This window comes from Amycolatopsis sp. NPDC049253 (assembly GCF_040678995.1).
Taxonomy (GTDB): Bacteria; Actinomycetota; Actinomycetes; order Mycobacteriales; family Pseudonocardiaceae; genus Amycolatopsis.
The window spans coordinates 76,521-101,732 of record NZ_JBFAQX010000011.1 but is presented as its reverse complement, the minus strand read 5'-3'; the positions used below and the strand labels follow the sequence as shown (position 1 = coordinate 101,732).

21 protein-coding genes and 2 pseudogenes are annotated in these 25,212 nt (G+C 70.8%); 14 read left to right on the top strand and 9 right to left on the bottom strand.

What is annotated here, in order from left to right:
- The first annotated feature begins 68 nt into the window (after positions 1-68).
- The 4 genes from AB0K15_RS25015 to AB0K15_RS25000 are packed head-to-tail and all read left to right on the top strand — an operon-like array spanning position 69 to position 3,169.
- Positions 69-485: a VOC family protein gene (locus AB0K15_RS25015; protein ID WP_364054927.1), complete on the top strand. Its 417-nt coding sequence runs from the start codon at positions 69-71 to the stop codon at positions 483-485.
- Positions 482-1,225 (top strand): SDR family oxidoreductase, encoded by a 744-nt coding sequence (locus AB0K15_RS25010; RefSeq protein ID WP_364054924.1) that lies wholly within the window; start codon positions 482-484, stop codon positions 1,223-1,225. The genes AB0K15_RS25015 and AB0K15_RS25010 overlap by 4 nt, the downstream gene beginning before the upstream one ends.
- A gap of 55 nt (positions 1,226-1,280) precedes the next feature.
- Entirely contained in the window at positions 1,281-2,729 is a 1,449-nt protein-coding gene (locus AB0K15_RS25005; protein WP_364054921.1) for an LCP family protein, read from the top strand.
- A 38-nt stretch (positions 2,730-2,767) separates the two neighbouring features.
- Positions 2,768-3,169, top strand: a complete 402-nt coding sequence (locus AB0K15_RS25000; protein ID WP_364054918.1) for a VanZ family protein — start codon at positions 2,768-2,770, stop codon at positions 3,167-3,169.
- Positions 3,170-3,172: 3 nt separating this feature from the next.
- Here the strand turns inward: AB0K15_RS25000 and AB0K15_RS24995 are convergent, their stop codons facing one another.
- From AB0K15_RS24995 to AB0K15_RS24985, 3 genes are all read right to left on the bottom strand, one after another.
- Positions 3,173-5,485, bottom strand: coding sequence for an FdhF/YdeP family oxidoreductase (locus AB0K15_RS24995; RefSeq protein WP_364054915.1), 2,313 nt, complete (start codon positions 5,483-5,485; stop codon positions 3,173-3,175).
- 164 nt (positions 5,486-5,649) lie between these two features.
- The gene (locus AB0K15_RS24990) at positions 5,650-6,984 is read right to left on the bottom strand and encodes an MFS transporter (protein WP_364055324.1); all 1,335 of its coding nucleotides are present in this window, start codon (positions 6,982-6,984) and stop codon (positions 5,650-5,652) included.
- Positions 6,985-7,099: 115 nt separating this feature from the next.
- Entirely contained in the window at positions 7,100-7,537 is a 438-nt protein-coding gene (locus tag AB0K15_RS24985) for a MarR family transcriptional regulator (RefSeq protein ID WP_364054912.1), read from the bottom strand.
- Positions 7,538-7,868: 331 nt separating this feature from the next.
- Here AB0K15_RS24985 and AB0K15_RS24980 point away from each other — a divergent pair, with 331 nt between their 5' ends.
- A complete protein-coding gene (locus AB0K15_RS24980; protein WP_364054909.1) occupies positions 7,869-8,654 on the top strand; it encodes a hypothetical protein in 786 nt (261 codons plus the stop codon).
- A gap of 5 nt (positions 8,655-8,659) precedes the next feature.
- Complete coding sequence (locus tag AB0K15_RS24975) at positions 8,660-11,896, top strand: cytochrome P450 (protein WP_364054907.1); 3,237 nt, start codon at positions 8,660-8,662, stop codon at positions 11,894-11,896.
- Positions 11,897-11,980: 84 nt separating this feature from the next.
- Here the strand turns inward: AB0K15_RS24975 and AB0K15_RS24970 are convergent, their stop codons facing one another.
- Positions 11,981-12,313 (bottom strand): hypothetical protein, encoded by a 333-nt coding sequence (locus tag AB0K15_RS24970; RefSeq protein ID WP_364054904.1) that lies wholly within the window; start codon positions 12,311-12,313, stop codon positions 11,981-11,983.
- Between the two features lie 60 nt (positions 12,314-12,373).
- On the opposite strand from AB0K15_RS24970, the gene AB0K15_RS24965 reads away from it, so the two are divergent.
- A complete protein-coding gene (locus AB0K15_RS24965) occupies positions 12,374-15,007 on the top strand; it encodes a valine--tRNA ligase (protein ID WP_364054901.1) in 2,634 nt (877 codons plus the stop codon).
- 281 nt (positions 15,008-15,288) lie between these two features.
- On the opposite strand, the gene AB0K15_RS24960 is transcribed toward AB0K15_RS24965, so the two are convergent.
- Positions 15,289-16,173, bottom strand: a complete 885-nt coding sequence (locus tag AB0K15_RS24960; RefSeq protein ID WP_364054898.1) for a LysR family transcriptional regulator — start codon at positions 16,171-16,173, stop codon at positions 15,289-15,291.
- A 108-nt stretch (positions 16,174-16,281) separates the two neighbouring features.
- On the opposite strand from AB0K15_RS24960, the gene AB0K15_RS24955 reads away from it, so the two are divergent.
- On the top strand, positions 16,282-17,067 hold the full coding sequence (locus tag AB0K15_RS24955; RefSeq protein WP_364054895.1) for an alpha/beta hydrolase: 786 nt from the start codon (positions 16,282-16,284) through the stop codon (positions 17,065-17,067).
- 11 nt (positions 17,068-17,078) lie between these two features.
- On the top strand, positions 17,079-17,888 hold the full coding sequence (locus AB0K15_RS24950) for an alpha/beta hydrolase (RefSeq protein WP_364054892.1): 810 nt from the start codon (positions 17,079-17,081) through the stop codon (positions 17,886-17,888).
- Between the two features lie 217 nt (positions 17,889-18,105).
- Here AB0K15_RS24950 and AB0K15_RS24945 read toward each other — a convergent pair whose 3' ends face one another.
- Both AB0K15_RS24945 and AB0K15_RS24940 read right to left on the bottom strand, forming a co-directional pair.
- Positions 18,106-18,987 carry an SGNH/GDSL hydrolase family protein gene (locus AB0K15_RS24945; RefSeq protein WP_364054889.1) on the bottom strand — a complete coding sequence of 294 codons (882 nt, stop codon included), beginning with the start codon at positions 18,985-18,987 and terminating at the stop codon, positions 18,106-18,108.
- Positions 18,988-19,123: 136 nt separating this feature from the next.
- Positions 19,124-19,741 (bottom strand): class I SAM-dependent methyltransferase, encoded by a 618-nt coding sequence (locus AB0K15_RS24940; RefSeq protein WP_364054887.1) that lies wholly within the window; start codon positions 19,739-19,741, stop codon positions 19,124-19,126.
- A gap of 478 nt (positions 19,742-20,219) precedes the next feature.
- Here AB0K15_RS24940 and AB0K15_RS24935 point away from each other — a divergent pair, with 478 nt between their 5' ends.
- From AB0K15_RS24935 to AB0K15_RS24915, 5 genes and pseudogenes are all read left to right on the top strand, one after another.
- Positions 20,220-21,872, top strand: coding sequence for a folylpolyglutamate synthase/dihydrofolate synthase family protein (locus AB0K15_RS24935; protein WP_364055321.1), 1,653 nt, complete (start codon positions 20,220-20,222; stop codon positions 21,870-21,872).
- Positions 21,869-22,270 (top strand): DUF4233 domain-containing protein, encoded by a 402-nt coding sequence (locus AB0K15_RS24930; protein ID WP_364054885.1) that lies wholly within the window; start codon positions 21,869-21,871, stop codon positions 22,268-22,270. Before AB0K15_RS24935 ends, AB0K15_RS24930 begins: the two co-directional genes overlap by 4 nt.
- Positions 22,271-22,334: 64 nt before the next feature.
- Positions 22,335-23,140, top strand: a protein-coding gene (locus AB0K15_RS24925; protein ID WP_364054883.1) for an IS5 family transposase whose coding sequence is annotated in 2 segments (ribosomal slippage) — positions 22,335-22,686 and positions 22,686-23,140 — 807 coding nt in all. Because the reading frame shifts where the segments join, the coding sequence is not laid out codon by codon here.
- Between the two features lie 103 nt (positions 23,141-23,243).
- Positions 23,244-23,768 carry an SMI1/KNR4 family protein gene (locus AB0K15_RS24920; RefSeq protein ID WP_364054881.1) on the top strand — a complete coding sequence of 175 codons (525 nt, stop codon included), beginning with the start codon at positions 23,244-23,246 and terminating at the stop codon, positions 23,766-23,768.
- Positions 23,769-23,907: 139 nt separating this feature from the next.
- A pseudogene (locus tag AB0K15_RS24915) lies at positions 23,908-24,364 on the top strand (PhoD-like phosphatase N-terminal domain-containing protein); the annotation flags it as partial.
- Here AB0K15_RS24915 and AB0K15_RS24910 read toward each other — a convergent pair.
- Positions 24,360-24,528, bottom strand: a pseudogene (locus AB0K15_RS24910) (NUDIX hydrolase); the annotation flags it as partial. The pseudogenes AB0K15_RS24915 and AB0K15_RS24910 sit on opposite strands and share 5 nt — an antisense overlap.
- 37 nt (positions 24,529-24,565) lie before the next feature.
- A complete protein-coding gene (locus AB0K15_RS24905; protein ID WP_364054878.1) occupies positions 24,566-25,198 on the bottom strand; it encodes a GAP family protein in 633 nt (210 codons plus the stop codon).
- Between the last annotated feature and the right edge of the window lie 14 nt (positions 25,199-25,212).

Genomic DNA, 25,212 nt, shown 5'->3' with positions numbered 1-25,212 from the left:
GGTCAATGTTGACATTCGGACATGGGCGCTTCAAGGTGAGGGAGCCACCGCGAGCCGAAGGAGAGCCCATGCGCCCCGCGTTCCACCTCGCCATCCCGGTCGACGACCTCGCCCGCGCCCGTGCGTTCTACGGCGGGGTGCTCGGGCTGGCAGAGGGCCGTTCGGCGGACGCGTGGGTGGACTGGGACTTCCGGGGCCACCAGGTCGTCACGCACGTGGTGCCCGGCACGCGCGCCGAGGCCGGCCGCAACCCCGTGGACGGTCACGACGTGCCCGTGCCCCACTTCGGCCTGGTCCTTGACGTCGACTCCTTCCACGAGCTCGCCGGCCGCCTGCGCGACGCGGGCACGGAGTTCGTGATCGAGCCGTACCAGCGCTTCGCCGGCGAACCGGGGGAGCAGTGGACGATGTTCCTGCACGACCCGGCCGGCAACGCCCTGGAGTTCAAGGCGTTCCGCGACGAAGCGCAGCTGTTCGCGAAGTGAACGTCCTCGTCACCGGCGGCTCCCGCGGCATCGGCCGCGCGATCGCCCACGCCTTCGCCGCCCGGGGTGACCGGGTGGCCGTCCACTATGGATCGAACGCCGCGGCGGCCGAGGAGACGCTGGCCGCGCTCCCGGGCGAGGGCCACGTGCCGGTCGGCGGCGACCTCGGCGATCCCGAAGCGGCGCAACGGATCGCGGACACGGCCGAGGAGCTGCTCGGTGGCGTCGACGTGCTCGTGAACAACGCGGCCGTCGGCACCACGCCCGAGACGTCGACGCCCGTCGCGACCGTCGGCTACGCGCACTGGCAGGAAGTCTGGCGCCGCACGCTGGACGTCAACCTGATGGGCGCCGCCAACATCTCCTTCCACGTCGCCCGCCACCTCATCGCGCGGAAAGCGCCGGGGCGGATCGTGAACGTCGGCTCGCGCGGCGCGTTCCGCGGCGAGCCCGAGCACCCCGCGTACGGCGCGAGCAAGGCCGCGCTCCACGCGCTCGGCCAGTCGCTCGCGATCGAGCTGGCGCCGCACGGGATCTCGGTGACGTCGGTGGCGCCGGGGTTCACGGCGACCGAACGCGTCGCGCACCGGATCACCGACGCCGTGCGGGAGCAGAGCCCGTTCGGCCGGGTGGCCCAGCCCGAGGAGATCGCCAACGCGGTCGTGTACCTGGCCTCGGCCGAGGCGACCTGGGCGTCGGGTGCGATCCTCGACCTGAACGGCGCGTCGTACCTGCGCTGAGCTGTGAACTGGGTCACTCTTGCAGCAGAATCGGGCCGCACGGCGTCGGTAGGGCGTGCGGATCGCAGGGAAGATCGTCGTCTCCACGCTGGCGCTGGTGGTGTTCGCCGGCACGGCGTATGGCTATTCGACGCTGAGCTCACTCGACGACGTCACGCGCAGCAGCGTGATCGACGCCGGCAAACAGACCGAACCCGGGGAACAGCCGGCCGACGGGTCGCTCGACATCCTGCTCCTGGGCCGCGACTCGCGGGCCGACCAGCAGGGCAACCCGCTCCCGCCGGACGTCCTGCGTGAACTGCGGGCCGGGCCCAACGGCGATGACCTCACCGACACCCTGATCGTGCTGCGGATCCCGAACGGCACGCAGACGGTGAAGGCGTTTTCGATCCCGCGCGACTCGTACGTGCCGCTGCCGGGCGGCGGGAAGGGCAAGATCAACGCGGCGTACGGCCGCGGAAAAGCCGAAGAGGCTTCGAAACTGCGCGCCGCGGGCGAGACCGACAAGGACAAGATCGAGCAGGAGTCCCTCACCGCCGGGCGGCGCGCCACGCGGCAGGCGGTCGAGGACCTCACCGGCGTGACGATCGACCATTTCGCCGAGGTGAATCTGCTGAGCTTCTACGACATCAGCAATGCCATCGGCGGAGTCGAGGTCTGCCTGAACAACGCGACGAAGGACCCCGACTCGGGCGCGAACTTCCCGGCGGGGCCGCAGAAGATCTCCGGGGCCGACGCGCTCGCGTTCGTGCGCCAGCGCCACGGCGTCAAGGGCAGCGACTTCGGCCGCATGCGGCGCCAGCAGGTGTTCCTCGCTTCGCTGGCGCACCAGGTCCTTTCGGCGGGCACGCTCTCCGATCCGGGCAAGGTCGGCGATCTCATCGACGCCGTCAAGAAGTCCGTGGTCCTCGACGATTCCTGGAACCTGCTCGACTTCATCGGCCAGATGCGCGGGATTTCCGGCGGCGGCATCCAGTTCTCGACGATCCCCGTCGTCAACCCCGACTACCGCTACAGCAAAAGCGACCCGCGCGCGACGGCGGTGCAGGTGGATCCCGTGCAGGTCAAGCAGTTCGCCGCGAGCCTGATCGGCGCGCACCCGGCTTCCCCGAAACCACAAGCACCTTCGGGCGTGGTGGTGGACGTGGCCAATGCCGGTGACACGAGCGGCCTCGCCCAGCGCGTCTCGGACGTGGTGAAGGACAAGGGTTTCACGCCCGGCACCACCGGCAACGCCGCCGCGCGCCGCACCTCACTGGTCCGGTACGGCGCCGCGCTGGCCACCCAGGGCAAGGCGGTGGCGGAGCTCCTGGGGGGCCTCGCCACCGCCGAGTCCGCCGACGTGCCGGCCGGCCACATCGAGGTGACGCTCGGCCAGGTCTACGCCGGACCCGGCACCTCGTCCGGCGGCGGTGACACCGGCGGCGGTGACACCGGCGGCGGGGCCGCTGCCGGGGCGGGCGATACGCCGATCACCGGCGCGGGTGACAACTGCGTGGACTGACTTCCGAGCCCGATCGCCGGGCTGGTTGACTGGCCGGCATGCGATCTTGGGCCCGCCGTCTGCTTGTCGTGGCCGTCCTGGCGGTGCTCGCCCTCACGCTGCGCCCGGGGCACCTCAGCCCGCCCGAGAACCTCAACCTCGTGCCGCTCGCGGGGATCCTCGACGAGGCCGTGAACGTCAACGGCCCGATCGGGCTGCTCAACAACCTGGGCAACATCGCGCTGTTCGTGCCGCTGGGATTCCTCGCCCACGTGGTCACCCGAAGGAAAGCGGCCGTCGTTGCCGCGTCGGCCGGGCTCTCACTCGCGATCGAGACCGTGCAGTACTTCATCGGCCGCAGTGCCGACGTCGACGACGTGCTGCTCAACACCCTGGGCGCGGCGCTGGGGTTGGTCCTCGCCACGAGAGTCGCGGCGAAAGCCCAGGTCCCCAGCGCCTGACCGTCACGAGTGGTGGTGCGGCTCCAGCCGGACCACGACCGCCTTCGACACCGGCGTGTTGGACTTCTCCGCGACGGAGTCCAGCGGCACCAGCGCGTTGGCCTCCGGGAAGTAGGCCGCCGCGCAGCCACGGGCCGTCGGGTAGGACACGGCGCGGAAGCGCGGCGCGCGGCGGTCGCCGTCGCGCCACTCCGAGACCAGGTCCACGATCTCGCCGTCGGCGATGCCCAGCTCGGCCAGGTCGTCCGGGTTCACGAAAACCACGCGCCGGCCGTCCTCGATGCCGCGGTAGCGGTCGGACAGGCCGTAGATCGTGGTGTTGTACTGGTCGTGGCTGCGCATCGTCTGCAGCAGCAGCCGGCCCGCCGGCACCTCGGGGTACTCGAACTCCGACACCGTGAACGTGCCCTTGCCCGTCTCCGTGCCCGTGAACTCGCGGGCGTCGCGCGGTGCGTTGGGGAGCACGAAACCGTCGGGCTCGCGCACGCGGCGGTTGTAGTCCTCGCAGCCCGGCACCACGCCCGCGATGCGGTCGCGGATCAGGTCGTAGTTCTTCTCGAACGAGCGCCACGGCACAGCGTGGTCCGCGCCTAGCAGCCGCTCCGCCAGCCGGCACACGATCGCGACCTCGGAGATCAGGTGCGCCGAAGCCGGCTTGACCCGGCCGCGCGAGGCGTGCACCTGCGACATCGAGTCCTCGACGGTCACGAACTGCGGCCCCGACTCCTGCACGTCACGCTCGGTGCGCCCGAGCGTGGGCAGGATCAGCGCGGTGGTGCCGTGGACCACGTGCGAACGGTTGAGCTTCGTCGACACGTGCACGGTGAGCGAGCACGAGCTCAGCGCCTTCGCCGTGACGTCGGAGTCGGGTGTCGCGGAGGCGAAGTTGCCGCCCATGGCGAAGAAGACCTTGCCGCGGCCGTCGCGCATCGCGCGGATCGAGTCGACGGTGTCCCAGCCGTGCTCGCGCGGCACGGTGATGCCGAACTCGCGGTCGAGCGCGTCCATGAACGACTCGGGCATCTTCTCCCAGACGCCCATCGTGCGGTCGCCTTGCACGTTCGAGTGGCCGCGCACCGGGCACAGGCCCGCGCCCGGCTTGCCGATCATGCCGCGGGCGAGCGCGAGGTTCGCGATCTCGGCGATCGTGGGCACCGCGTGCTTGTGCTGCGTGAGGCCCATGGCCCAGCAGTAGATCGTGCGCTCGGACGTGGCGATCATCCGCGCCACGTGCTCGATCTGCTCGCGCGGCAGGCCCGTGGCCTTCTCCGTCTCGGGCCAGTCGATCTCGAGCAGGTTCTTCGCCCAGTCCTCGTACCCGTGGGTCGAGGACTGCACGAACTCCCGGTCGATGATCGCGCCCGGCGCCTCTTCGTCCCATTGCAGCAGCAGGTGGCCCACGGCCTGGAACAGCGCGAGGTCGCCACCGAGGCGGATCTGCGCGAACTCGTCGGCGAGCGGGGTGCCCTCGCCGACGACGCCGCGCACGTTCTGCGGGTTCTTGAACCGCATCAGCCCGGCCTCGGGCAGCGGGTTCACGGCGAGGACCTTGGCGCCGTTGCCCTTCGCCGTCTCCAGCGCCGAGAGCATGCGCGGGTGGTTGGTGCCCGGGTTCTGGCCGACGACCACGACCAGGTCGGCGTGGTGGATGTCGGCGAGGGTCACCGACCCCTTGCCGATGCCGGTGCTGGCGGCCAGCGCCGCGCCCGAGGACTCGTGGCACATGTTCGAGCAGTCCGGCAGGTTGTTGGTGCCGTAGGAGCGCACCAGCAGCTGGTAGAGGAACGCGGCCTCGTTGCTGGTGCGGCCCGAGGTGTAGAACACGGCCTCGTGCGGGCTCGCCAGCCCGTTGAGCTCACCGGCGACGAGGTCGAACGCGGCGTCCCACGAGATCGGCTCGTAGTGCGTGGCACCCTCGCGCAGCACGAACGGCTCGGTGACCCGGCCCTGCTGGCCCAGCCAGTAGTCCGTCTTGTCCCGCAGGTCGGCGATCGAGTGGGTGGCGAAGAACTCGCGGTCCACGCGACGGCGCGTGGCTTCCTCGGCGACGGCCTTCGCGCCGTTCTCACAGAACTCCGCGAGCTTGCGCTTCTCGCCGTCGACCTGGCGCGGCTCGGGCCACGCGCAGCCCGGGCAGTCGAAGCCCGCCCGCTGGTTGAGCAGGCGCAGGGTGAGCGCGGTGCGCGTGGGGCCCATCTGCTCGATGCCGCGCTTGAGCGACACGGCGACGCCGGGGATGCCGGCCGCGTAGCTCTTCGGCTTGCCCACCTTCAGGTCGGCTTCGTCCACGTCGTGCTTCGGCGCATCACGGTGCATGTGTCCATCGTGCGCTTCGATCATGGATTCCCTGACACGGGGTCTGGTTTTTCACACTTGAAAGATGCTGCTTGACCTGGGCACCTCTTCCGCCGGCCGAAAAGTTCGCCCGACGGAGTGACGCCGATCACGGAGCGCGCCGACGATCATGGGCGCCGGCGATGTCAGGTGCGCTGGGCCCGTTCCCGGCGTTCGGCGAGCTTCAGCCCGCGGTCGGCGACCGTCACGACCAGCAGCAACGCGCTGATCACCACGAGCACCATGCCCAGCCGGTGCAGCCCGGCAGAGTCGGCGTGCACGCCGTAGCACTGGGCGATCACGGTGGAGGCCACGATCGCGCCGAGGTACTGGGCCGTGCGGAACAGGCCGCTGGCGGTGCCCATGGTCTCGGCGGGCGACTCGCGGTAGAGCGTGGTCTGGTTCGCGACGCTCGTGAGCCCCTGGGCCAGGCCGAACACCGCGACCAGGGCCAGCAGCCCGACCAGCCACGTCGTGTCGCCGACGAACAGCAGCGCGACCGAACCGGCCAGCAGCGCCACGGCGACCACCACCAGCCGCGCCCGCACGCCGGTCGGCCGGCCCGAGAACGCCGCCGCGCACACGGCCACGACCGACATCGGCAGCAGCAGCGCCCCCGCGATCTCGTCGCTGAAGCCGCGGCCCTCTTCGAGCCACTGCACGTAGCCGAACATGATCGCGTAGATCGCCATGAAGCTCAGGGCCTGGCGCAGGTAGGTGCGCAGGATCGGGGTGTTGGCGACGAGCATCCGCAGGTCGATGAACGGCACCCGCGTGTGCAGCTCCACCCGAACGAACACCGCGCCGACCGCGACGGCCGCCGCGAGCAGCCACAGGTCGCCGATGCCGGGCGCCATCAGGTAGCACAGCAGCACCAGCAGGGAGAGCGAGAACAACGCGATGCCGAGCACGTCGATCGGCTTCGGTTTCGTGGTTTCGTCGCGCACCGGCGCGTCCTTCGGGACCCAGAAGATCGCCAGCAACAGCGACAAGCCCGCGAGCGGGATGTTCACGGCGAAGATGGCCGGCCAGCCGAAGAACGTGATCAGCACGCCGCCGAGCGTCGGGCCGATGACCATGATCGTCTGGGAGGACAGCGAGAGCAGCGACAGCACGCGCGCGGGCACGCCCTGGCCCAGCGCGTCGGCGCGCTTGCGCAGCACGGCCATCGCGGCGGGGAAGCCGGCACAGGTGCCGATGCCGAGCACGGCGCGCACGCCGGTGAGCCACTCGACGGAGATCGGGATCATGCCGGCGATCCCGGCGACGATCACCACGGACGCGCCGCCGAGCAGCACGCGCCGGGCGCCGTAGCGGTCCACCAGCAGGCCGACCACGGGCTGGCCGACGGCGGTGGCGAGGTAGAGAGCGGAGATCAGCCAGGCCGTCTTGCCGGGCCCGGCGCCGAAGCTCTGCCCGATCGGCACGAGCGCGACGGCGATGAGGGTGGAGTTGATGGGGTTCAGCACCGCGCTCGCCACCAGCGGGGTGACGAGTTTGGCACCGAAGCTCGCCGGTGCCTTTCGGGGCGTTGCGGTGGTCGTCACGGCTCCTTCGTTCCTGAGACTTGTCGGGGGTGTCCTGGGTTTCGGGTGATCAGTGCTCGGCGACGCGTTGCAGCAGCGGCAGAGCCTGGCGCACCGTCTCCAGCTCTTCGGCGGTCAACTCGGCGGCCAGGGCGTGGGCGAGCCACTCGTCGCGGTGCTGGCGGATCCCCTGCACGGTTTTCTCGCCGAGCTCGGACACCGACAGCACGGTGCGGCGGCCGTCGGCGGGGTCGCGGGAGCGGGCGAGGTAACCGAGCGCATCGAGCGCCGAGAGCGTGGTGGCCATCGACTGCTGCCGCACGTGCTCGGCGGCGGCGAGCTCACCCTGCGTCGCGGGGCCCTCGCGATAAAGGCGGTTGAGTGCGGCCGACTGCGACGGGGTGAGGCTGTCGGCGTTGTCGACCTGCCGCAGCCGGCGGTGCAGCTGCGCGACGACGCCGCGCAGCCAGCCTGCGGATTCGGCGACGGGAGCGGGTACGGTGGCCATATACACAGCCTAAGCTGTGTAGTCTGGCCTGTGCATCCCGCGAGGGGGCGACCTTGGCCACACCCGGTGACGGAGGTCTCTCCGCGGTCCTCTGCCGGGCGAGCGCGAGCCGTGAAGAAACGCCACGCCGGAAGCGGTAAGCCTTTTTTCGACGAGGCCGAGAGCTGATTATGCTCCGTTTTTTCACGTCGTTTCCGGTGAAATCGCCGCTTGTTGACACCCCCTGATCCGGGCAGGACGATGAGGATCGCGCTGCTGCACCACGGCACCATTTCTTTGAGCCGGCCGACATGCGCGCCATTTCCGGAAAATGGCGTGGTGGGAGGCGCTGATGCCCGCTTGGACCCGGACCCGCCGGCGCAGCCGGGCGGACGCGCGGGCTGCCGCCCAAACCGGACGCGGGCCGGGGTACGCGCTGGTCGCGGGCTGGTCGGGGATCCTCTTCGCGGCGCTGTTCACCGTCGCGCTGATCCTGGTGCACCGGGCGCCGGGCCTGGCCGTGCCGGACAGCCGGTACGCGAATTTCTACGCCGACGGCGGTTCCAGTGCATTGGTGACCGCCGGCGTGTACATCGTCCCGTTCGCGGGCATCGTCTTCCTGTGGCACATGATGGCCACGCGTGAATTCATCGCGAGCCTCCCCGGCGCGCAGAACCGGGAAATGCCGCGAGCGCTGCAGCTGGCCTCCGGAGTGGCGTTCATCATCCTGCTGTTCTCGGGGATGGCGCTGGCCGGGGCGATCGCGCTGCTGAAGCAGTTCTCGGTGGCGCCGCTACCGCCCGTGTACGTGGCGCGGGCGCTGAGCGCGGCCGGTTACGGGCTGGTGTTCGTCTTCGGCGCCCGGGTCGCCGGCATGTACATGATCACCACGACGACGCTGCTCAACTCCGCGGGTGTGCTGGCGCGCCCGCTGGTGTGGTTCGGCTACCTCTGCGCCGCGACGGTGCTGCTGAGCTGGACCTTCCACCCGGTCTTCGCGCTCATCTTCCCCGGCTGGGTCTTCGTGGTCGGCGTCGTGGCGGTCGCCCGGGCCCACCAGGCCAAGGCACGGACCTCGCAGGCGAGCCGGGCCGGCGTCGTGCCGTCGCCGGCCGAAGGGCACCTCTCGAAGGAGTGAACGCCATGACCACCAGGACCCCCGTCGACGAAATCCCCGGCCCGCGCGCGCTGCCCATCGTCGGCAACGCCTTCGACATCGACGCCCACAGCCCGTTCGAGAGCATGATGAACATGGCCCGGGAGTACGGCCCGATCTTCCGGCTGACCACACCCGGCGGCGTGCGGTTGATCGTGTCCGGTGCCTCGCTCGTCGAGGAGATCTGCGATGACGCGCGCTTCGACAAGGTGGTCAGCGGCGGCCTCGCGAACGTGCGGCGCACGGCGACTTCGACCGGCTTGTTCACGGCCGAGACGGACGATCCGCTGTGGCACCGCGCGCACAACATCCTGATGAAGCCCTTCAGCCTGCAGTCCATGCGCGACTACGTGCCGATGATGCTGGACATCGCGGGCCAGCTGGTCGACAAGTGGGAGCGGCTGAACCCGGACGAGGAGGTGGACGTGCCGGCCGACATGACCCGGCTGACGCTGGACACCATCGCGCTGTGCGGGTTCGGCTACCGGTTCAACTCCTTCTACCGCGACACCCAGCACCCGTTCGTCGCGGCGATGATCCGCACGCTCACCGAGTCGCAGGCCCGCGCCCGCCGGCTGCCCATCCAGACGCGGCTGCGGATCCACGCGCAGCGGCAGCTGGAGGAAGACCAGGCGTTCATGAACGACCTGGTTGACAAGCTCATCGCCGAACGCCGCGCCGAAGGCGAAGCCGGCAAGAAGGACGACCTGCTCGGCCAGATGATCAACGGCGTCGACAAGCAGAGCGGCGAGCGGCTGCCCGACGAGAACATCCGGGCGCAGTGCATCACCTTCCTCATCGCCGGCCACGAAACCACCAGCGGCCTGCTGTCCTTCGCGATCTACTACCTGCTCAAGAACCCCGACGTGCTCGCTCGCGCCCGCGCCGAGGTCGACGAGGTGTTCGGCACCGACGCCGAGCCCACCTACGAGCAGATCCACAAGCTGGTCTACGTCCGGCAGGTGCTCAGCGAGGCCCTGCGGCTGTGGCCGACCGCGCCCGGGTTCACCCGCACGCCGTTCGAGGAGACCGTGATCGGCGGCCGGTACCTGGTCGAGCACGGCCTCCCGCTGACCGTGCTGACACCGATGCTGCACCGGGACCGCAGCGTGTGGGGCGACGACGCGGAGGAGTTCGATCCCGACCACATGGCCGCCGAACGGCTCGCGGCGCTCTCGCCCAACGTCTACAAGCCCTTCGGCACCGGGCAGCGGGCCTGCATCGGCCGGCAGTTCGCCATGCAGGAGGCCGTGCTCGTGCTCGGCATGCTGGTGCAGCGCTTCGACTTCGTCGACCACCTGGACTACCAGCTCAAGACCAAGACGACGCTGACCATCAAGCCCGACGAGATGCACATCCAGGTGCGCCCTCGCCCCGGGTTCGTGCTGACCCGGCCCGGCGGCGCCCCCGCGGCACCGGCGAAGTCCGTCTCCGCCGCGCCCGCCCCGCGCGCCGCGCTCGCGCCGGACGCGCACAAGACCCCGCTGCTGGTCGCCTACGGCTCGAACCTCGGGACCGCGGAAGGCATCGCGACGCGGCTCACCCGCGAGGGGACCGAGCGCGGCTACGCCGTGACGCTCAGCGCGCTCGACGACGTCACGGACGCGCTGCCTTCCCCGGGCGCGGCCGTGATCGTCACGTCGTCCTACAACGGCACGCCGCCGGACAACGCCGGCAAGCTCTGCGAGTGGCTGCGCCGACCGGGCACGGCGAAGGACGCCGCCGCCGGGTTGTCCTACACCGTGTTCGGCTGCGGCAACACCGAATGGGCGGCCACGTACCAGGCGGTGCCGAAACTGATCGACACCGAGCTGGCCGCGCACGGCGCCACCCGGCTGCACCCCCGGGGCGAGGGCAACGCGAACGGCGACTTCGACGCCCAGTACCGCGCCTGGCACCACGGGCTCTGGGCCGACGTGGCCGCGAGCGCCGGCCTGCCCGCGAGCGCGGCCGAGCCGGCCACCACCGGTCCCCGGCTGTCGATCACGCTGGTCAACCGCCAGCTGAACAACCCGGTGATCATGTCCTACCAGGCACAGCCGGCGCTGGTGCGGGTCAACCGTGAGCTGTACGCGGCCGACGGCGGGCGGTCCACCAAGCACATCGAGGTCGCGCTGCCCGAGGGCGCCGACTTCCGCGCCGGGGACCACCTCGGCGTGCTGCCGCGCAACCACCTCGACCTGATCCGCCGGGTGATGCTGCGCTTCGAGCTCGACGGCGGCATGTACGCGACGATCATCCCCCACAGCGGCGACCACACCCACCTGCCCGTCGACGAGCCCGCACCGCTGCTCGGCATCCTCGCCAGCTGCGTCGAGCTGCAGGACGTGGCCTCCCGGGCCGGCATAGAGGTGCTCGCCCGCCACACCGAGGACCCCGCCCAGCGCGCCGAGCTCGAGTCGCTGGCCGGGGACGACGAGGCGTCCCAAGCCCGCTACCAGGAGCGGGTCTTCACACCTCGCCGGTCGCTGCTGGACCTGCTGGAGGAGTTCCCCGCCTGCGCGGTGCCGTTCGGCGTCTACCTCGACCTGCTGCCCCCGCTGCGGCCGCGCTACTACTCGATCTCGTCCTCGCCGCTGACCGACGCGAAGGTCGCCAGCATCACCACGGGCGTGCTGCGCGCCCCCGTGCGCGGTGGCGGCGACACCACGTTCTCGGGTGTCTGCTCCAACTACCTGGCGGGCAGCCCCGACGGCAGCACGGTGTTCGTCTTCGTGCGGCACCCGACCATCGAGTTCCGGCCGCCGGACAACCCGCACACCCCGATGATCATGGTCGGGGCGGGGACCGGGCTCGCCCCGTTCCGCGGGTTCCTGCAGGAGCGGGCGGCGCTGCGCGCGCAGGGCGTGCCGATCGCCGAGTCGCTGCTGTTCTTCGGCTGCCGCGGCGCCGACCAGGACTTCCTGTACGCCGACGAACTGCGCGAATACGACCGCCAGGGGGTCGCCAAGCTGCACGTCGTGTTCTCCCGCGCCCCGGTCGACGGGCGCAAGTACGTCCAGCACGAGATCGCGGCCGCCGGCGACGAGGTGTGGCGGCTGCTGCAGGAGGGCGCGGCGGTGTTCGTCTGCGGCAACGCGGCCACGATGGCGCCCGGTGTCCGAGCGGCCTTCACCACGCTGTTCGCCGAGAAGACGGGCACCGGCGAGGCCGACGCGCAGGCCTGGCTCGCCGGTCTTCGCGCGGCGAACCGGTACGTCGAGGACATCTGGGGCGGCGGCTGAGCGCCGGCCGGTCCAGGCCGCACCGGCGATCGTTCGCCGCTGGTGCGGCCCTCGCGCGGGGGCCGCGCGACTTCGGAGGACCGGTCAGGCCGGCGGGGTGCCCGTGAACGCGGCGGTGCCCAGGCTCACCGCGAACCAGAACTCGTTGACGCCGTGGTCCTGGAGCTGGTGCACCACGATCGCGCCGGCGATGAGCAGCACGAGGATGGTGAGGGCCAGCACGCCGGGCCAGCGGCTCGGGGCGGAGGCGTAGCCGTACCCCGCGGTGACGCCGGAGCGGCGTTCGCGCTTGCGCCGCTTCTTCATCTCCTTCTTGGCACCCAGCCAAGCGTCGAGCTCGGCGTGCTTGCGCCAGTTCGGATCGACGAGGTCCGGGTGCGTCTCGATCCGGTCGTCCGGATCTTCCGGTCGGGTCATCCGTGCACCGCCTTTCCCCCTGATAAAACCCGCCGCGGCGGGTTCGTAGACTTGTCCATTGTGACCGAGAACGCTCCGCAGCAGAAAACCGACCTTCCGGGTGCCTGGGACCCGGCCGCCGAAGAAGCACCGATGTACGACCGCTGGGTAGCGGCCGGGTACTTCACGGCCGACGCTTCGTCGGAGAAGCCGCCGTTCTCGATCGTACTGCCGCCGCCGAACGTCACCGGCAGCCTGCACATGGGCCACGCGCTCAACCACACCCTGATGGACGCGATGAGCCGCCGCCGTCGCATGCAGGGCTACGAGGTCCTGTGGCTGCCGGGCATGGACCACGCCGGCATCGCGACGCAGAACGTGGTCGAGCGCCAGCTCGCCGGCGAGGGCCTTTCACGCCACGACCTGGGCCGCGAGAAGTTCGTGGAGCGCGTCTGGGAGTGGAAGGCCGAGTACGGCGGCAAGATCCTCGGCCAGATGAAGCGCCTCGGCGACGGCGTCGACTGGTCGCGCGAGCGCTTCACCATGGACGAGAACCTGTCGCAGGCCGTGCAGACGGTGTTCAAGAACTTCTTCGACGCCGGGCTCATCTACCGCGCCGAGCGCATCATCAACTGGTGCCCGCGGTGCCAGACGGCGCTGTCGGACATCGAGGTGGACCACAGCGACGACGACGGCGAGCTCGTGTCGATCCGCTACGGCGAAGGCGACAACGCCATCGTGGTGGCCACGACCCGCGCCGAGACGATGCTGGGCGACACCGCCGTGGCCGTGCACCCCGACGACGAGCGCTACGCGCACCTGGTGGGCACCGAGGTCGAGCTGCCGCTGACCGGGCGCAAGATCCCGATCGTCGCCGACAAGCACGTGGACCCGGAGTTCGGGACCGGCGCCGTGAAGGTGACCCCGGCGCACGACCCGAACGACTTCGAGATCGGCCGCCGGCACGACCTGCCGATGCTCACGATCATGAACGAGCGCGCCGAGATCACGGTGCCGGGCCCGTTCGAGGGGCTCGACCGGTTCGAGGCGCGGCCCGCGATCGTGGCGGCGCTGCGGGAGCAGGGCCGGATCGTGGCGGAGAAGCGGCCGTACGTGCACGCTGTCGGCCACTGCTCGCGCTGCGACACCGTGGTGGAGCCGCGGCTTTCGCTGCAGTGGTGGGTGAAGGTCGAGGAGCTGGCGCGCGCCGCCGGTGACGCGGTGCGCGACGGGCGCACGAAGATCCACCCGGCGGAGCTGGAGAAGCGGTACTTCGACTGGGTCGACAACATGCACGACTGGACGATCTCGCGCCAGCTGTGGTGGGGGCACCGGATCCCGGTCTGGTACGGCCCCGACGACCAGGTCGTGTGCGTGGGCCCGGACGAGCAGCCGCCGACGGGCGAGGGCTGGACGCAGGACCCCGACGTGCTGGACACGTGGTTCTCGTCGGGCCTGTGGCCGATGTCGACCATGGGCTGGCCGTCCGCGACGGCGGATCTGGCGAAGTTCTATCCGACGAGCGTGCTGTCGACCGGTTACGACATCCTGTTCTTCTGGGTCGTGCGCATGATGATGTTCGGCGTGCAGGAGATGGACGGCGTGCAGCCGTTCGACCACGTCTACCTGCACGGGCTCATCCGCGACGCGAACGGCAAGAAGATGTCGAAGTCGCGCGGCAACGTCATCGACCCGCTCGAGTGGATGGACGCCTACGGCGCCGACGCCACCCGCTTCACCCTCGCGCGCGGCGCGAACCCGGGCGCGGACATGGCGCTGGCCGACGAGTGGGCCGCGGGCTCGCGCAACTTCTGCACGAAGCTGTGGAACGCCAGCAAGTTCGCGATGATGAACGGGGCTTCGGTCTCGGCTCCGCTGCCCGCCGCGGCGGAGCTGACCGAGGCCGACCGCTGGATCCTCGGCCGCCTCGGCTCGCTGGTGTCCGAAGTGGACGGCCTGTTCGAGGACTTCCAGTTCGCCAAGGTCGCGGGCGCGCTGTACCAGTTCACGTGGAACGAGCTGTGCGACTGGTACCTGGAGCTCGCGAAGGTCCAGCTGTACCAAGGGGATTCCGCGCGGGTCGCGGCCACGCGCTCGGTGCTCGGGCACGTGCTGGACACGGTGCTGCGCCTGCTGCACCCGTTCATCCCGTTCATCACCGAGAAGCTGTGGACCGCGCTGACCGGCGGTGAGTCCCTGGTGATCGCCTCGTGGCCCACCGCGCCGGCGGGCTACGCCGACACCGTGGCGGACGCCCGGATCGCCGACGTGCAGAAGCTCGTCACCGAGATCCGCCGCTTCCGCGCCGACCAGGGCCTCAAGCCGGGCCAGAAGGTCGCCGCCCGCCTCTCCGGCGCGGGCTTCGACGTGGTCTCGGGCCACGACGACGCGATCCGGTCGCTGGTGCGACTGACGCCGGCCGAGCCGGACTTCGCCGCGAGCGCCTCCCTGGAGGTCGCCCTCGCCGGCGGCGTGGCCGTGGTGGAGCTCGACCTGTCCGGCACCATCGACGTCGCCGCGGAGCGCAAGCGCCTGCAGAAGGACCTGGGCGTGGCGCAGAAGGAGCTCGCGCAGACCGAGGCCAAGCTGGGCAACGAGTCCTTCATCGCCAAGGCGCCCGAGCAGGTCATCGAAAAGATCAAGACCCGCCGGGCCACGGCCGCGGCGGACATCGAGCGCATCGAGTCCCGGCTGGCGGCGCTGCCGGCTTCGTGAGGTTCGGCTTGACGGTGGCGTCCGGCGCTTCTCGCGCCGGGCGCCACTTTTCGTTTCAGCCCAGCTCCCGGCCCGCCTCGATCAGCGCCAGGACTTCCGGCCGCAGGCGGCGTCGGCGGAGGTGGCGAGGTAGGTGGGCATCGAGCCTGGGTGGGTGTGTCGCTTCGGTGGGTCGGGTGAGGTTCGGTGGCCGGCGCAAGGGGCCGCGGTGGAGGGAGCTCGGCGCGGCACTGGGCCGGGCATCCTCGCGTCGGAAGCCAGGCGGTGAATTGCCCCGACTTTCAGCCCAGCTCCCGGCCCGCCTCGATCAGCGCCAGGACTTCCGGCCGCAGGCGGCGGTCGGCGGAGGTGGCGAGGTAGGTGGGCATCACCGGAGCCGGGTTGCGCAGTGGACGGAAGGTGACGCCCGGTACGGGCAGCAGGTTGGCGTGGGCGCGGTAGAAGACCGTCCACTGGGGACGGCCCAGGCCGAGTGTGCCGAGGGTGTCCTGGGCGTTGGTGAACTCCTTGCCCAGCACCGGTTCGAAGCCGGCCTCGCGGCAGGACGCCAGCACGAGGTCGTGCAGCGGGCGGTTGCGTTCGGGGGAGCTCAGGCGCAGCGGCAACGGCGCGAGGTCGGCGAAGTCGACGACCTCGCGCGCGGCCAGCGGGTGGGTGGCGGGGAGTGCGACGAGCACCTCGTCAGTCCACAGAGGAGTCAAGTCGAGGCCGTCGGCGGGCCAGTCGCCGCGGAGGAAGGCGGCGTCGAGGGCGCCGTCGCGGATCTGCCGGAGGCGCGCCTTGGTGGGGGCGTGCACGAGTTCCAGCTGGACGTCCGGGGCGAGGCGGGTGAACGCGGCGAGGAAGCCGTCGAGCCGGTCGCCGAGGCCGTCGCTGGTGCCCAGCCGCACGAGCCGGGCGCGTTCGGCGCGGAAGTCGGCCACGGCGTCGGCCGCGCGTTCGGCCGCGGCGAGCACGGCGCGCGCGTGCGGCAGGAACCGCTCGCCCGCTTCGGTCAACGACACGGTGCGCGTGGTCCGTTCGAACAGCTCCGCGCCGAGTGAGCGCTCCAGCCGCCGCACCTGCTGGCTCACCGCCGGCTGCACGATGTGCAGGCGCTCGGCCGCGCGCCCGAAGTGCAGCTCCTCGGCGACGACCACGAAGTACTTCAGCTGACGCAGCTCCATGCCCGCCCCATTCATCAGCGTTCGTGATGAGTCTACGAGCGGTCTGGTCGTTGGTCGTCGCGTGCCGTCGCGGTTGGCTCGAAGGCGAACGGAAGAGAGGAAGATCCGATGGCATTCGTCGAGGTCCGGGGCACGCGGCTCTACTACGAGGACGAGGGCGACGGCCCGGCCGTGCTCCTGCTGCACGGCTGGGGCACGAGCGGCCGCGTCTGGCAGGCCCAGCTGCCCGACCTGATCCGCGACCACCGCGTGGTCACGCTCGACTGGCGCGGGTGCGGGCGTTCCGACCGCCCGGCGGCCGGCAACACGATCGCCGGCAACGTGGCCGACCTCGTCGGGGTGATCACCGGGCTCGGGCTGGACAAGCCCGCGGTGGTGGGTTCGTCGATGGGCGCGGTGTTCGGCACCGAGCTCGCGCTCGCGCGGCCGGACCTCGTCGGCGGCGTCGTCGCGGTGGACGGCCCGGGCTACTGGCCGTCGGAGGGCATGCGCGACAAGGTCCACGAGGTCGGCGCGGCGCTGCGGGCCGACCGGCCCGGCCTCGTCGCGAGCTGGGTGCCGAACTGGTACGCGCCCGCCGCGAGCGCGGCGCTGGTCGACTGGACGATCCGCCAGATCGTCGACTCCGCCGGCTACATCGACCCGCTCATCGGCGAGTCGGCGACGTGGGACCCGCGCCCGCGGCTGCCGGAGCTGAGCGTGCCGATCGCGTACGTCCACGGCGAGCTCGACGTCCAGATCCCGGTGGACGTGGCGCGCACGTGCGCCGCGCTCACGCCCGGCGCGAGCGTGCACGTGGTCGCCGGCTGCGGGCACCTGCCGCACCAGGAGGACCCCGGCGCGTTCACCGCCGTGCTGCGCGACGTGCTCGCCGGCCTGCGCGTGGCGGCGTGACCGTGGTTCCCGTGACCCTGACCGGGGGAACCGCCGAGGTCCACTACGCCGTGACCGGTTCCGGTCCCGGGCTCCTGCTGCTGCACGGCACGGCGGCATCGCACGAACAGTGGGCGCCGGTGGCCGAGCTCGCGCGGGAGTCGTTCACGGTCGTCGCGCCCGACTTCTCCGGGTCCGGCGGCACGGTCGACCACGGTGGCCCGGTGTCCGTCGCCGATCTCGCGGCCGAAGCACTGGCCGCGGCGGACGACGCCGGCCTCACCACCTTCCACGTCGCCGGCCATTCGCTCGGCGCGGTGGTGGCGGCGCACCTGGCGGGCACGCACCCGGCGCGCGTGCGGTCCGCCGTGCTCCACGCCGCCTGGCCGAAGACCGACACGCGGCAGGACGCCGAGTTCCGCTACTGGCTCGAGCTGCTCGACCACGGCGCCGAGGTGTTCGCCCGGATGCTCCCGCTGATGGCGTTCGGACCCGGCTACTGGGCCACGACCACCGCGGAGGCCAACGAGGAACTGCTGGCGCAGCTGGTGATCCAGCCCGGGACGGCGCGGCAGATCGAGGCCGACCGCGGCGTCGACCTCCGGCCGGTGCTGGGTGGGATCACGGCGCCGACGTTGGTGCTCTCCAGCACGTACGACCGGTTGATCGAGGCGGCACAGCAACAGGAACTGCTGACCGCGATCCCGCACGCGAACCACGTCGAGCTGCCGGCCGGGCACGGTGCGCCGGGTGAGCTGCCGGGGGAGTTCGCGAAGGTGCTCCTGGACTTCGTGCGGCAAGCCGACGAGGTCCGGGCCCAGGCGGGCCGAGCCGGCACTTGACTGGGGGTGGGTGCCGGCCCGGTCCTGGCTGCGCCGGTCAGCGGCGCGGGTCTCGCCCGCTGATTTTCATCTCAGTTGCCGGAATTCGGCAAGTGAACAACCTGAGTTGACACTCCGGTGTGACGGCTGCGAGACTCTGCGGTGCCGAGGGAGGGGCGTCCACGAGCGACCGGGGGCCGGCGGGTGACCGCCGCCCCGCTCGTTCGAGGTCAGGGGGTCAGCCGGCGAGCTGCCGGTGGATGATCCCGGCGAGGCCCGCCATGCCTTCGGGCAGCGGGTGGTAGGCGGCGGCCGTGAAGAGCAGGGTGTCCTGGCCGTTGATCCACGCCGCGCCGCCGGACGCGCAGGCGTCGTGGCCGGCCGAAGGCGTGAACGTGTCCACATAGGACGCGTCGCCGTCGGCTTCGACGGCGTTCTCGATCGCGGTGTTGAGGGCTTCCTCCACGCTGGACAGCCAGGCGTAGTCACCGTCGGCGAAGGGCAGCACGCTCGGGCAGTAGCCCGAAGCGGGTGCGATGCGCGGGTAGCCGATGGCGAGCACCCGCGCCCGCGGTGAACGCGCGTGGATGCCGGCCAGCACCGTCTGGATGCTCTGCTGCGTGTTCGTCAACGCGGCCTTGATGGAGTCCACGCCGTCGGCGGTGAAGTGGCGTTCGCACGGGTTGCCGCTCGGGTCGGTCGGCCGCAGCGCCGGACACGTGCCGATGAGGGTGCCGAACACGCCGGAGTCGTTGCCGCCGATGCCGAGCGTCACGAGGTCGGTGTCGAGGCGCAGCGCGGAGAACTGCGGCGCGTTCACGCCCAGCGGCACGCTCTGGGAGGCCGTCATGTTCGACGTGTCCGCGCCCGAGCAGCTGACGTCCGTGTAGCTGTCCACGCGCAGCGCGGAGGCCAGGATCGCCGGGTAGTTCGCCGTGCTTCTCGCGCACCCCAGCGGATCCAGCCGCTGCGAGGGGATCAGCGGCCCGGCGGTGTACGAGTCGCCCAGCGCGACGTAGTTGCGGAAGTGCTCCTGCGGCGCCGCGTCCGCGGTGGCGGTGACTGTCGTGACGGCTGTTGCGGCCGCCAGCGCGGCGAACACGAGCCGGGTGGTACGCATGGGAAGGCCCCGTTTCTCCGAACCGAATTCACGGACTCCTCTCACGTCTAGCCAGCTCTTCGCGGGTTGCCTGCCGCCGTTCGGGTGGCCGCCCCGAGGATTCACCCGCCAGTGGTGTGACACGGCCGGAATCGGGTCAGGCCAACGGTTTCCGGTAGGTCAGGAGGTGCCGCCAGAACGGGAGCCGCCGGATCGTGCTGCCGGGCAGGAGCTCTCGCGCGTCGTGCCTGAGCTCGTTCATCGTCGGGAACGTCATCTCCACGGGCGGCTCCGGCGTCGGGTCCGGACCTCCGTCGAGCCACTCGCCCGCCGCGACGACCAGCCGCGCGGCCACGTTGACCGGCGCGAAGGCGAGCTCGACGGCGTAGTCGCCGGGCGTGCTGGCGCGGGCGAGCCCGATCACTGCGAGGACTCCACCGGGCTGGAGGGCGTCGCGGAGCTTCCCGACGGTGTCGAACTGCATGTGGTGGAGCGAGGCGATGCAGGAGATGAAGCCGTAGGCGTTCCTTTCCAGGTCGTCGTTCGCGATGTCTCCCTGCCTTGCCTCGACCTTCCCCGGCCCCGGCGATCCCAGCGCGGCGGCGATCCGCACCATCTCCGCGGACACGTCGACGGCATCCACGTCGAGCCCTCGCGCCGCCAGCCGCCGCGCGAACCGCCCTTGCCCGCACCCGACGTCCAACGCCCGTGTCGCTGCGGGCGGCACGAGACCGAGGAACAGGGGATGGTAGCGGTGGTTGTGGTTGAACGGCATGTCCCGACTCAACCAGCAAGGCCGCATGCCGGGGCGCTGAACACTCGGATCGGTGCTCGTGATCGGCCACGTCAGCGAGAGCGGCCCGATGCCCGAGAGTCTCGCCTTCGTCTTCGACGGCGGACCCAGGACCGACGACGAGGGGTGGGACCCGGGCGTCACCGACCCGGGATCCGGTCCGTCCGCCTGCTCCCGATCGACGAAGCCGCCGCGCCGGTGGACCTGGGGCCGGGGCGCCGGCTGCGGGTGGCGCCCCGGCCGCCGAGAAGGCCGGTGCCGCGGTCGTGTTCCGCGAGGGTGGCCGGACCGTCGCGAGCTGACCTCGCCGACGGCCGAACCCGCAGGTCATCACTACCGACACGGGCCCGACGCCCGGCAACGCACCGCACGTAGACTCGTCTGGTCAGGTGAAGCCCGTTGTCGAGGGAGCGTGTGCGTGCCGCGTGGTGAGGCGGACGGCCAGGGGCCGTTCGAGGAGATCGACGAGGCCGGCGAGCGGCGACCCGATCTCGCGGACCCGGACAGTTTCGCCGGGGTCGACGAGCTGGGGACGCGTGCGCACGACGAGTCGGACGACGCCGACCCCGACCTGGACGCGCCGGACGCCGCGTACGCCGTCGGCGGTGGGGCGCGCGGGGGCATCGGCGGGATCGGGCAGCTGGGGGACAACCTGGCGACCGGGCCGGTGCCGGACCTGCTCGGCGCCGAAGACGCGGAGCTGCACGAGCTCGACGACCAGGGTGTCGACGAGCCCGTGCAAGACCCCAACGGAGCCCAGGCCCGCCGAGAGCTCATGGCCGTCGAGGCGGAGCTGAACCAGCGCTGGCCCGAGACCAAGATCGAGCCGAGCCTCGCGCGGATCCAGGCGCTCGTCACGGTGCTGGGCGAGCCGAACCGCGGCTACCCCGTATTGCACGTCGCCGGCACGAACGGCAAGGGCTCGGTCAGCCGCATGATCGACGCGCTGCTCACGCGCATGGGCCTGCGCGTCGGGCGGTACACGAGCCCGCACCTGCAGCTCGTCACGGAACGCATCGCACTCGACGGGCACCCGATTTCGGCCGCGCGGTACGTGGACCTGTTCCGCGACGTCGCGCCGTACGTGAACATGGTCGACGCCGCGAGCGAGGACGGCGTGGCGATGAGCAAGTTCGAGGTGCTCACCGGCATGGCGTTCGCCGCGTTCTCCGACGCCCCCGTGGAGGCCGCCGTGATCGAGGCGGGCATGGGCGGGGCGTGGGACGCCACGAACGTCGCCGACGCCGACGTCGCCGTGATCACCCCCATCGGCCTCGATCACACCGAGTACCTCGGCCCGACGGCCGTCGACGCGGCGCGCGAGAAGGCCGGGATCATCAAGCCCGGCTCCGTCGCCGTGATCGCCGAGCAGGACCCCGACGTGCTCAACGTGCTGCTCAAGCGCGCGGTCGACGTCGACGCCGCGGTAGCGCGCGCCGGCAGCGAGTTCGGCGTGCTGGAGCGCGAGGTCGCCGTGGGCGGGCAGCTGCTGAAGCTGCAGGGCCTCGGCGGCGTGTACGACGAGATCTTCCTGCCCCTGCACGGCGCCCACCAGGCGGCCAACGCGGCGCTCGCGCTTGCGTCCGTCGAGGCGTTCTTCGGCGCGGGCAAGGAGCGCCAGCTGGTGCTCGAAGCCGTGCGCGAGGCGTTCGCCGAGGTCGAGAACCCGGGCCGGCTGGAGCGCGTGCGCGCCGCCCCGACCGTGCTGCTCGACGCGGCGCACAACCCCATGGGCGCCCAGGCGCTCGCCGCCACCGTCACCGACGAGTTCGCCTTCCGCCGCCTGGTCGCGGTCGTCGCGGTGATGGCCGACAAGGACGCGCGCGGCATCCTCGACGCGCTCGAGCCTGTCGTGTCGGACATCGTGGTCACGCGCAACTCGGCCCCGCGGTCGATGGAGCTGGAAGACCTCAACGAGCTGGCCATCTCGATCTTCGGCGAGGACCGCGTGCTCGCCGAGCCCGACCTGGAGACGGCCGTCGAGACGGCCATCGGCCTCGTCGAGCAGTCCGACGACCCGGAGGAACCCCTCGCCGGCGGCGGCGTGCTGGTCACCGGCTCCGTGGTCACCGCGGGCGAGGCCCGCACCCTGTTCGGGAAGGAACCGGTATGAGCGAGACGCCTCCGCCTCCTCCCAAGGACCCCATGAAGGGCTTCCGCGGCGTCCTCTCGGGCACGCTGATCATGGAAGCCATCACGGTCGCCCTCGCGCTGCCCGTCGTCAACAAACTCGGCGGCGGCATCACCTCGGCGACGGGCTGGACCGTCATCGGCATCGCCGTCGCGCTGCTCGTGCTGTGCGGCCTGCTCAAGCACGTCTGGGCGGTGCCGGTGGTGCTGGTGCTGCAGGTCGCACTGATCGCGATGGCGTTCGTGTTGCCCGCGATCGCGATCATCGGCGTGCTGTTCCTGGCGGCGTTCGTGTGGTTCCTGTACCTGCGCCGCGAGGTGGCGCGCAGGATGGCGGCAGGGACGTTGCCGAGTCAGCAGCAGTCGTCGCCGAAGAGTTGACGCTCGGCTAAGAGCGTGTCTCACTTGGATCTTGGTTGACGCCCAGGCAAGATCGTGAATTGTGATGGACGAGTTGTCACGGCGGCTGGTGCCGGACGAGTTGTGGGCGCTGGTCGAACCGCTGATCCCGGCGGGAAAGACGCGCCCACAGGGCGGTGGAATGTCGCGAGTGGACGACCGGGCAGTGTTCACCGCGATCGTGTTCGTGCTGACCAGCGGGTGCGCCTGGCGACACCTGCCGCCCAGCTTCGGGGTCACGGTACCGACGGCGCATCGCCGGTTCAGCGAGTGGACCACCGCCGGACTGTGGCGCGAAGTGCACCGAGCAGTCCTGGACGAGCTGGGCAGCAAAGGCATGATCGACTGGTCCCGTGCAGTCCTCGACGCAGCGTCCGTCAGGGCCAAAAAAGGGGCGAACTGACCGGCCCGAACCCGGTCGACCGCGGCAAACCCGGCTCCAAGATCCACGCCCTGTCCGACCGGAACGGCCTGCCCCTGACCGTCGCGATCTCCGCGGCCAACACCCACGACAGCCACGCGCTCAAACCCCTGGTCAACGCCATCCCAGCCACCCGCTCCCACCGCGGACCGCGTCGCAGGAAACCGGCCAAGCTGCACGCCGACAAGACCTACGACATCCCCGCCCTGCGCGACTGGCTCCGCCACCGCCGGATCATCCCGCGCATCACCCGCAAAGGCATCGAATCCACCGACAAACTCGGCAAACACCGCTGGGTCATCGAACGGGCCATCGCCTGGCTATTCGGCTACCGCCGACTCACCATCCGCTACGAACGCAAACCCAGCCACTACCTCGCCTTCCTCGCCCTCGGCGCCGCCATCACCTGCTACAAGAAACTCACCAAGTGAGACAGGCTCTAAGGCTCGCGTTTCGAGTTCAGCCACTCTGTGTCATTCCACGCGCTCGGCGAGCATGGCTCGTGGCACGAGGGTCTGGTCGTAGGGTGGGGGCGTGGCCGAGCCCGACGATGTGATGCCCGAAATGCTGGTGGAAGCTCATCGCGAGCCCTTCGACTACCGGGATGGCTCGGGCGTGGACTTCGAGCCGTATCCGCAGTTCCAGAGCGAAGCCGAAACAGCCGAGTGGTGGCAGGCTTGGACCGGGAACCCGGCTGTTGACGGTGCCGAGTTCCGGGTGTTCGGCCAGGACGGCTCCGGTGGGCTGGCTGCGTTCTGGCTCGTGCGTGGTGGCAGGCCGGTTGTGCAGCAGCCGGTGGTGTTCCTCGGATCCGAAGGGGAGACTGGAGTCGTCGCCGGTGATGTGGATGGATATCTGTGGCTGCTTGCAGGTGGCTTCGGACCGTGTGAGGCGATGATGTATCCGCACCACGAGCATGAGCCGTGCGTTGATGCCCGCCTGACGCAGATCGCGGAGCGCTGGGCGCCGTCCGGGAGACAGGCTGCGTCCGAGGTGATCACCAGTGCTCGAGAAGAATTCCCGAACTTCAGCGAGATTGTGCGGTCTCAGTGTCGATGAAGTCGCAGGATGGACAGCGGGTGAGTTGTCGGCCGGCGCTCCTCGCGAAGTAGCTCTGCCCTCGTCGGAACGCGCCGCGGCCGCCGGCTCAGTTCACCGCCACGTCGCCACGAGTTGTCCGACCAGCCTCCTGCCCGAGAGCGTGTCGGCCGCGCCGTTGGTGTGCCGGGCGCGGCCGGTGCTCACGCACGGCGTCGCGTCCGGTGATGTGACCACCGGGTCCGGCATCATCTGGTCGCGGGCCGACCGGCCGGCGCGCCTGGTCGCCGAGATCGCGCGCGACGAGTCCTTCCGCCACGCCCGCAGAGTCACCGGGGCCATCACCACGCCGGCACCCGCGGCACCGGCAAGGTGCGCGTCGCCGGCCTGCAGCCGGGACCGAGTACCACTACCGCGTCACGGCCGTGGACCTCGACGGCCGCACCTCCAGCGAACCCGTGATCGGCCGCTTCGCCACCGCGCCCGCGGGCCGCAAGAACACGCGCATCCTGTGGAGCGGCGACGTCGCGGGCCAGAACTACGGCATCAACCCCGCGTTCGGCGGCATGACCATCTTCTCCGCCATGTCCGACCGCCACCCCCACCTGTTCCTGTATCCGTGGGTTCGCCGACCTTCTCGGCAGCCCGCCAGAGATGCACCTCGGTGCCTGCGGTCACCTGCCCGGGGCAACGGCTCGAAGCTGATCAGGTGTTCGGCCTCGCCGAGCAGCCGATAGCCACTCTCCTCGCGGGTCTCGCGGGCCGTTGTGGCTGCCGGTTCGAGTCGGTTCTTGCCGCCGCGAGGGACAGCCTGTCGATCACCCGAGGTGGGCGATGCCCGAGCTGATGAGGTAGATGCCGAAGCCGGCCGCCACGACGACGATGATGGTTCGGCCGTGTTGTGCCAGCCAGGTGTTCACGGCGCTGACGCAGCGGACCGTCGTCTCCGGCCAGATCGCGTGCGCGACGATCGGTATTTCGATCAGGAGCATGTAGATCACGGCGACGAGGATGATGCTCAGCACCGTCGCCGCCAGGCCGGAGTGCGCCTTGGCGATGGCGTGCAGTGAGGCGAGGTACAGCGGTGCCGGCGTGTACATCAGCAGGCCGACGCTCAGCAACCCGATCACGCCGAGCTCGCGGCGCGATTTGGCGGCCTTGGGTCCACGCGGCGGCCGGAAGTAGACGACCAGCGCGAAGGCCACCAGCAGGATACCGATGGTGAGGTCGATCCAGGCCGGTACGGTGCGGTGCTTGGTGCTCTCGGCTCCGCTGGCCTGCAACACGAACACCGACAGGAAGCCGAAGCCAAGGGTGATGAACACCGCGCCAGCGAGGAAGATCAGCGCCCGTTTTCTGGGATGTTGGCTGGCCAGCAGGAACGCGATGAACAGCAACGCAGGCGGGTAGATCGCCGCACCGAACGCGGCAGGAACGGCTTCGGACAACATCGCCCTCCGTCACC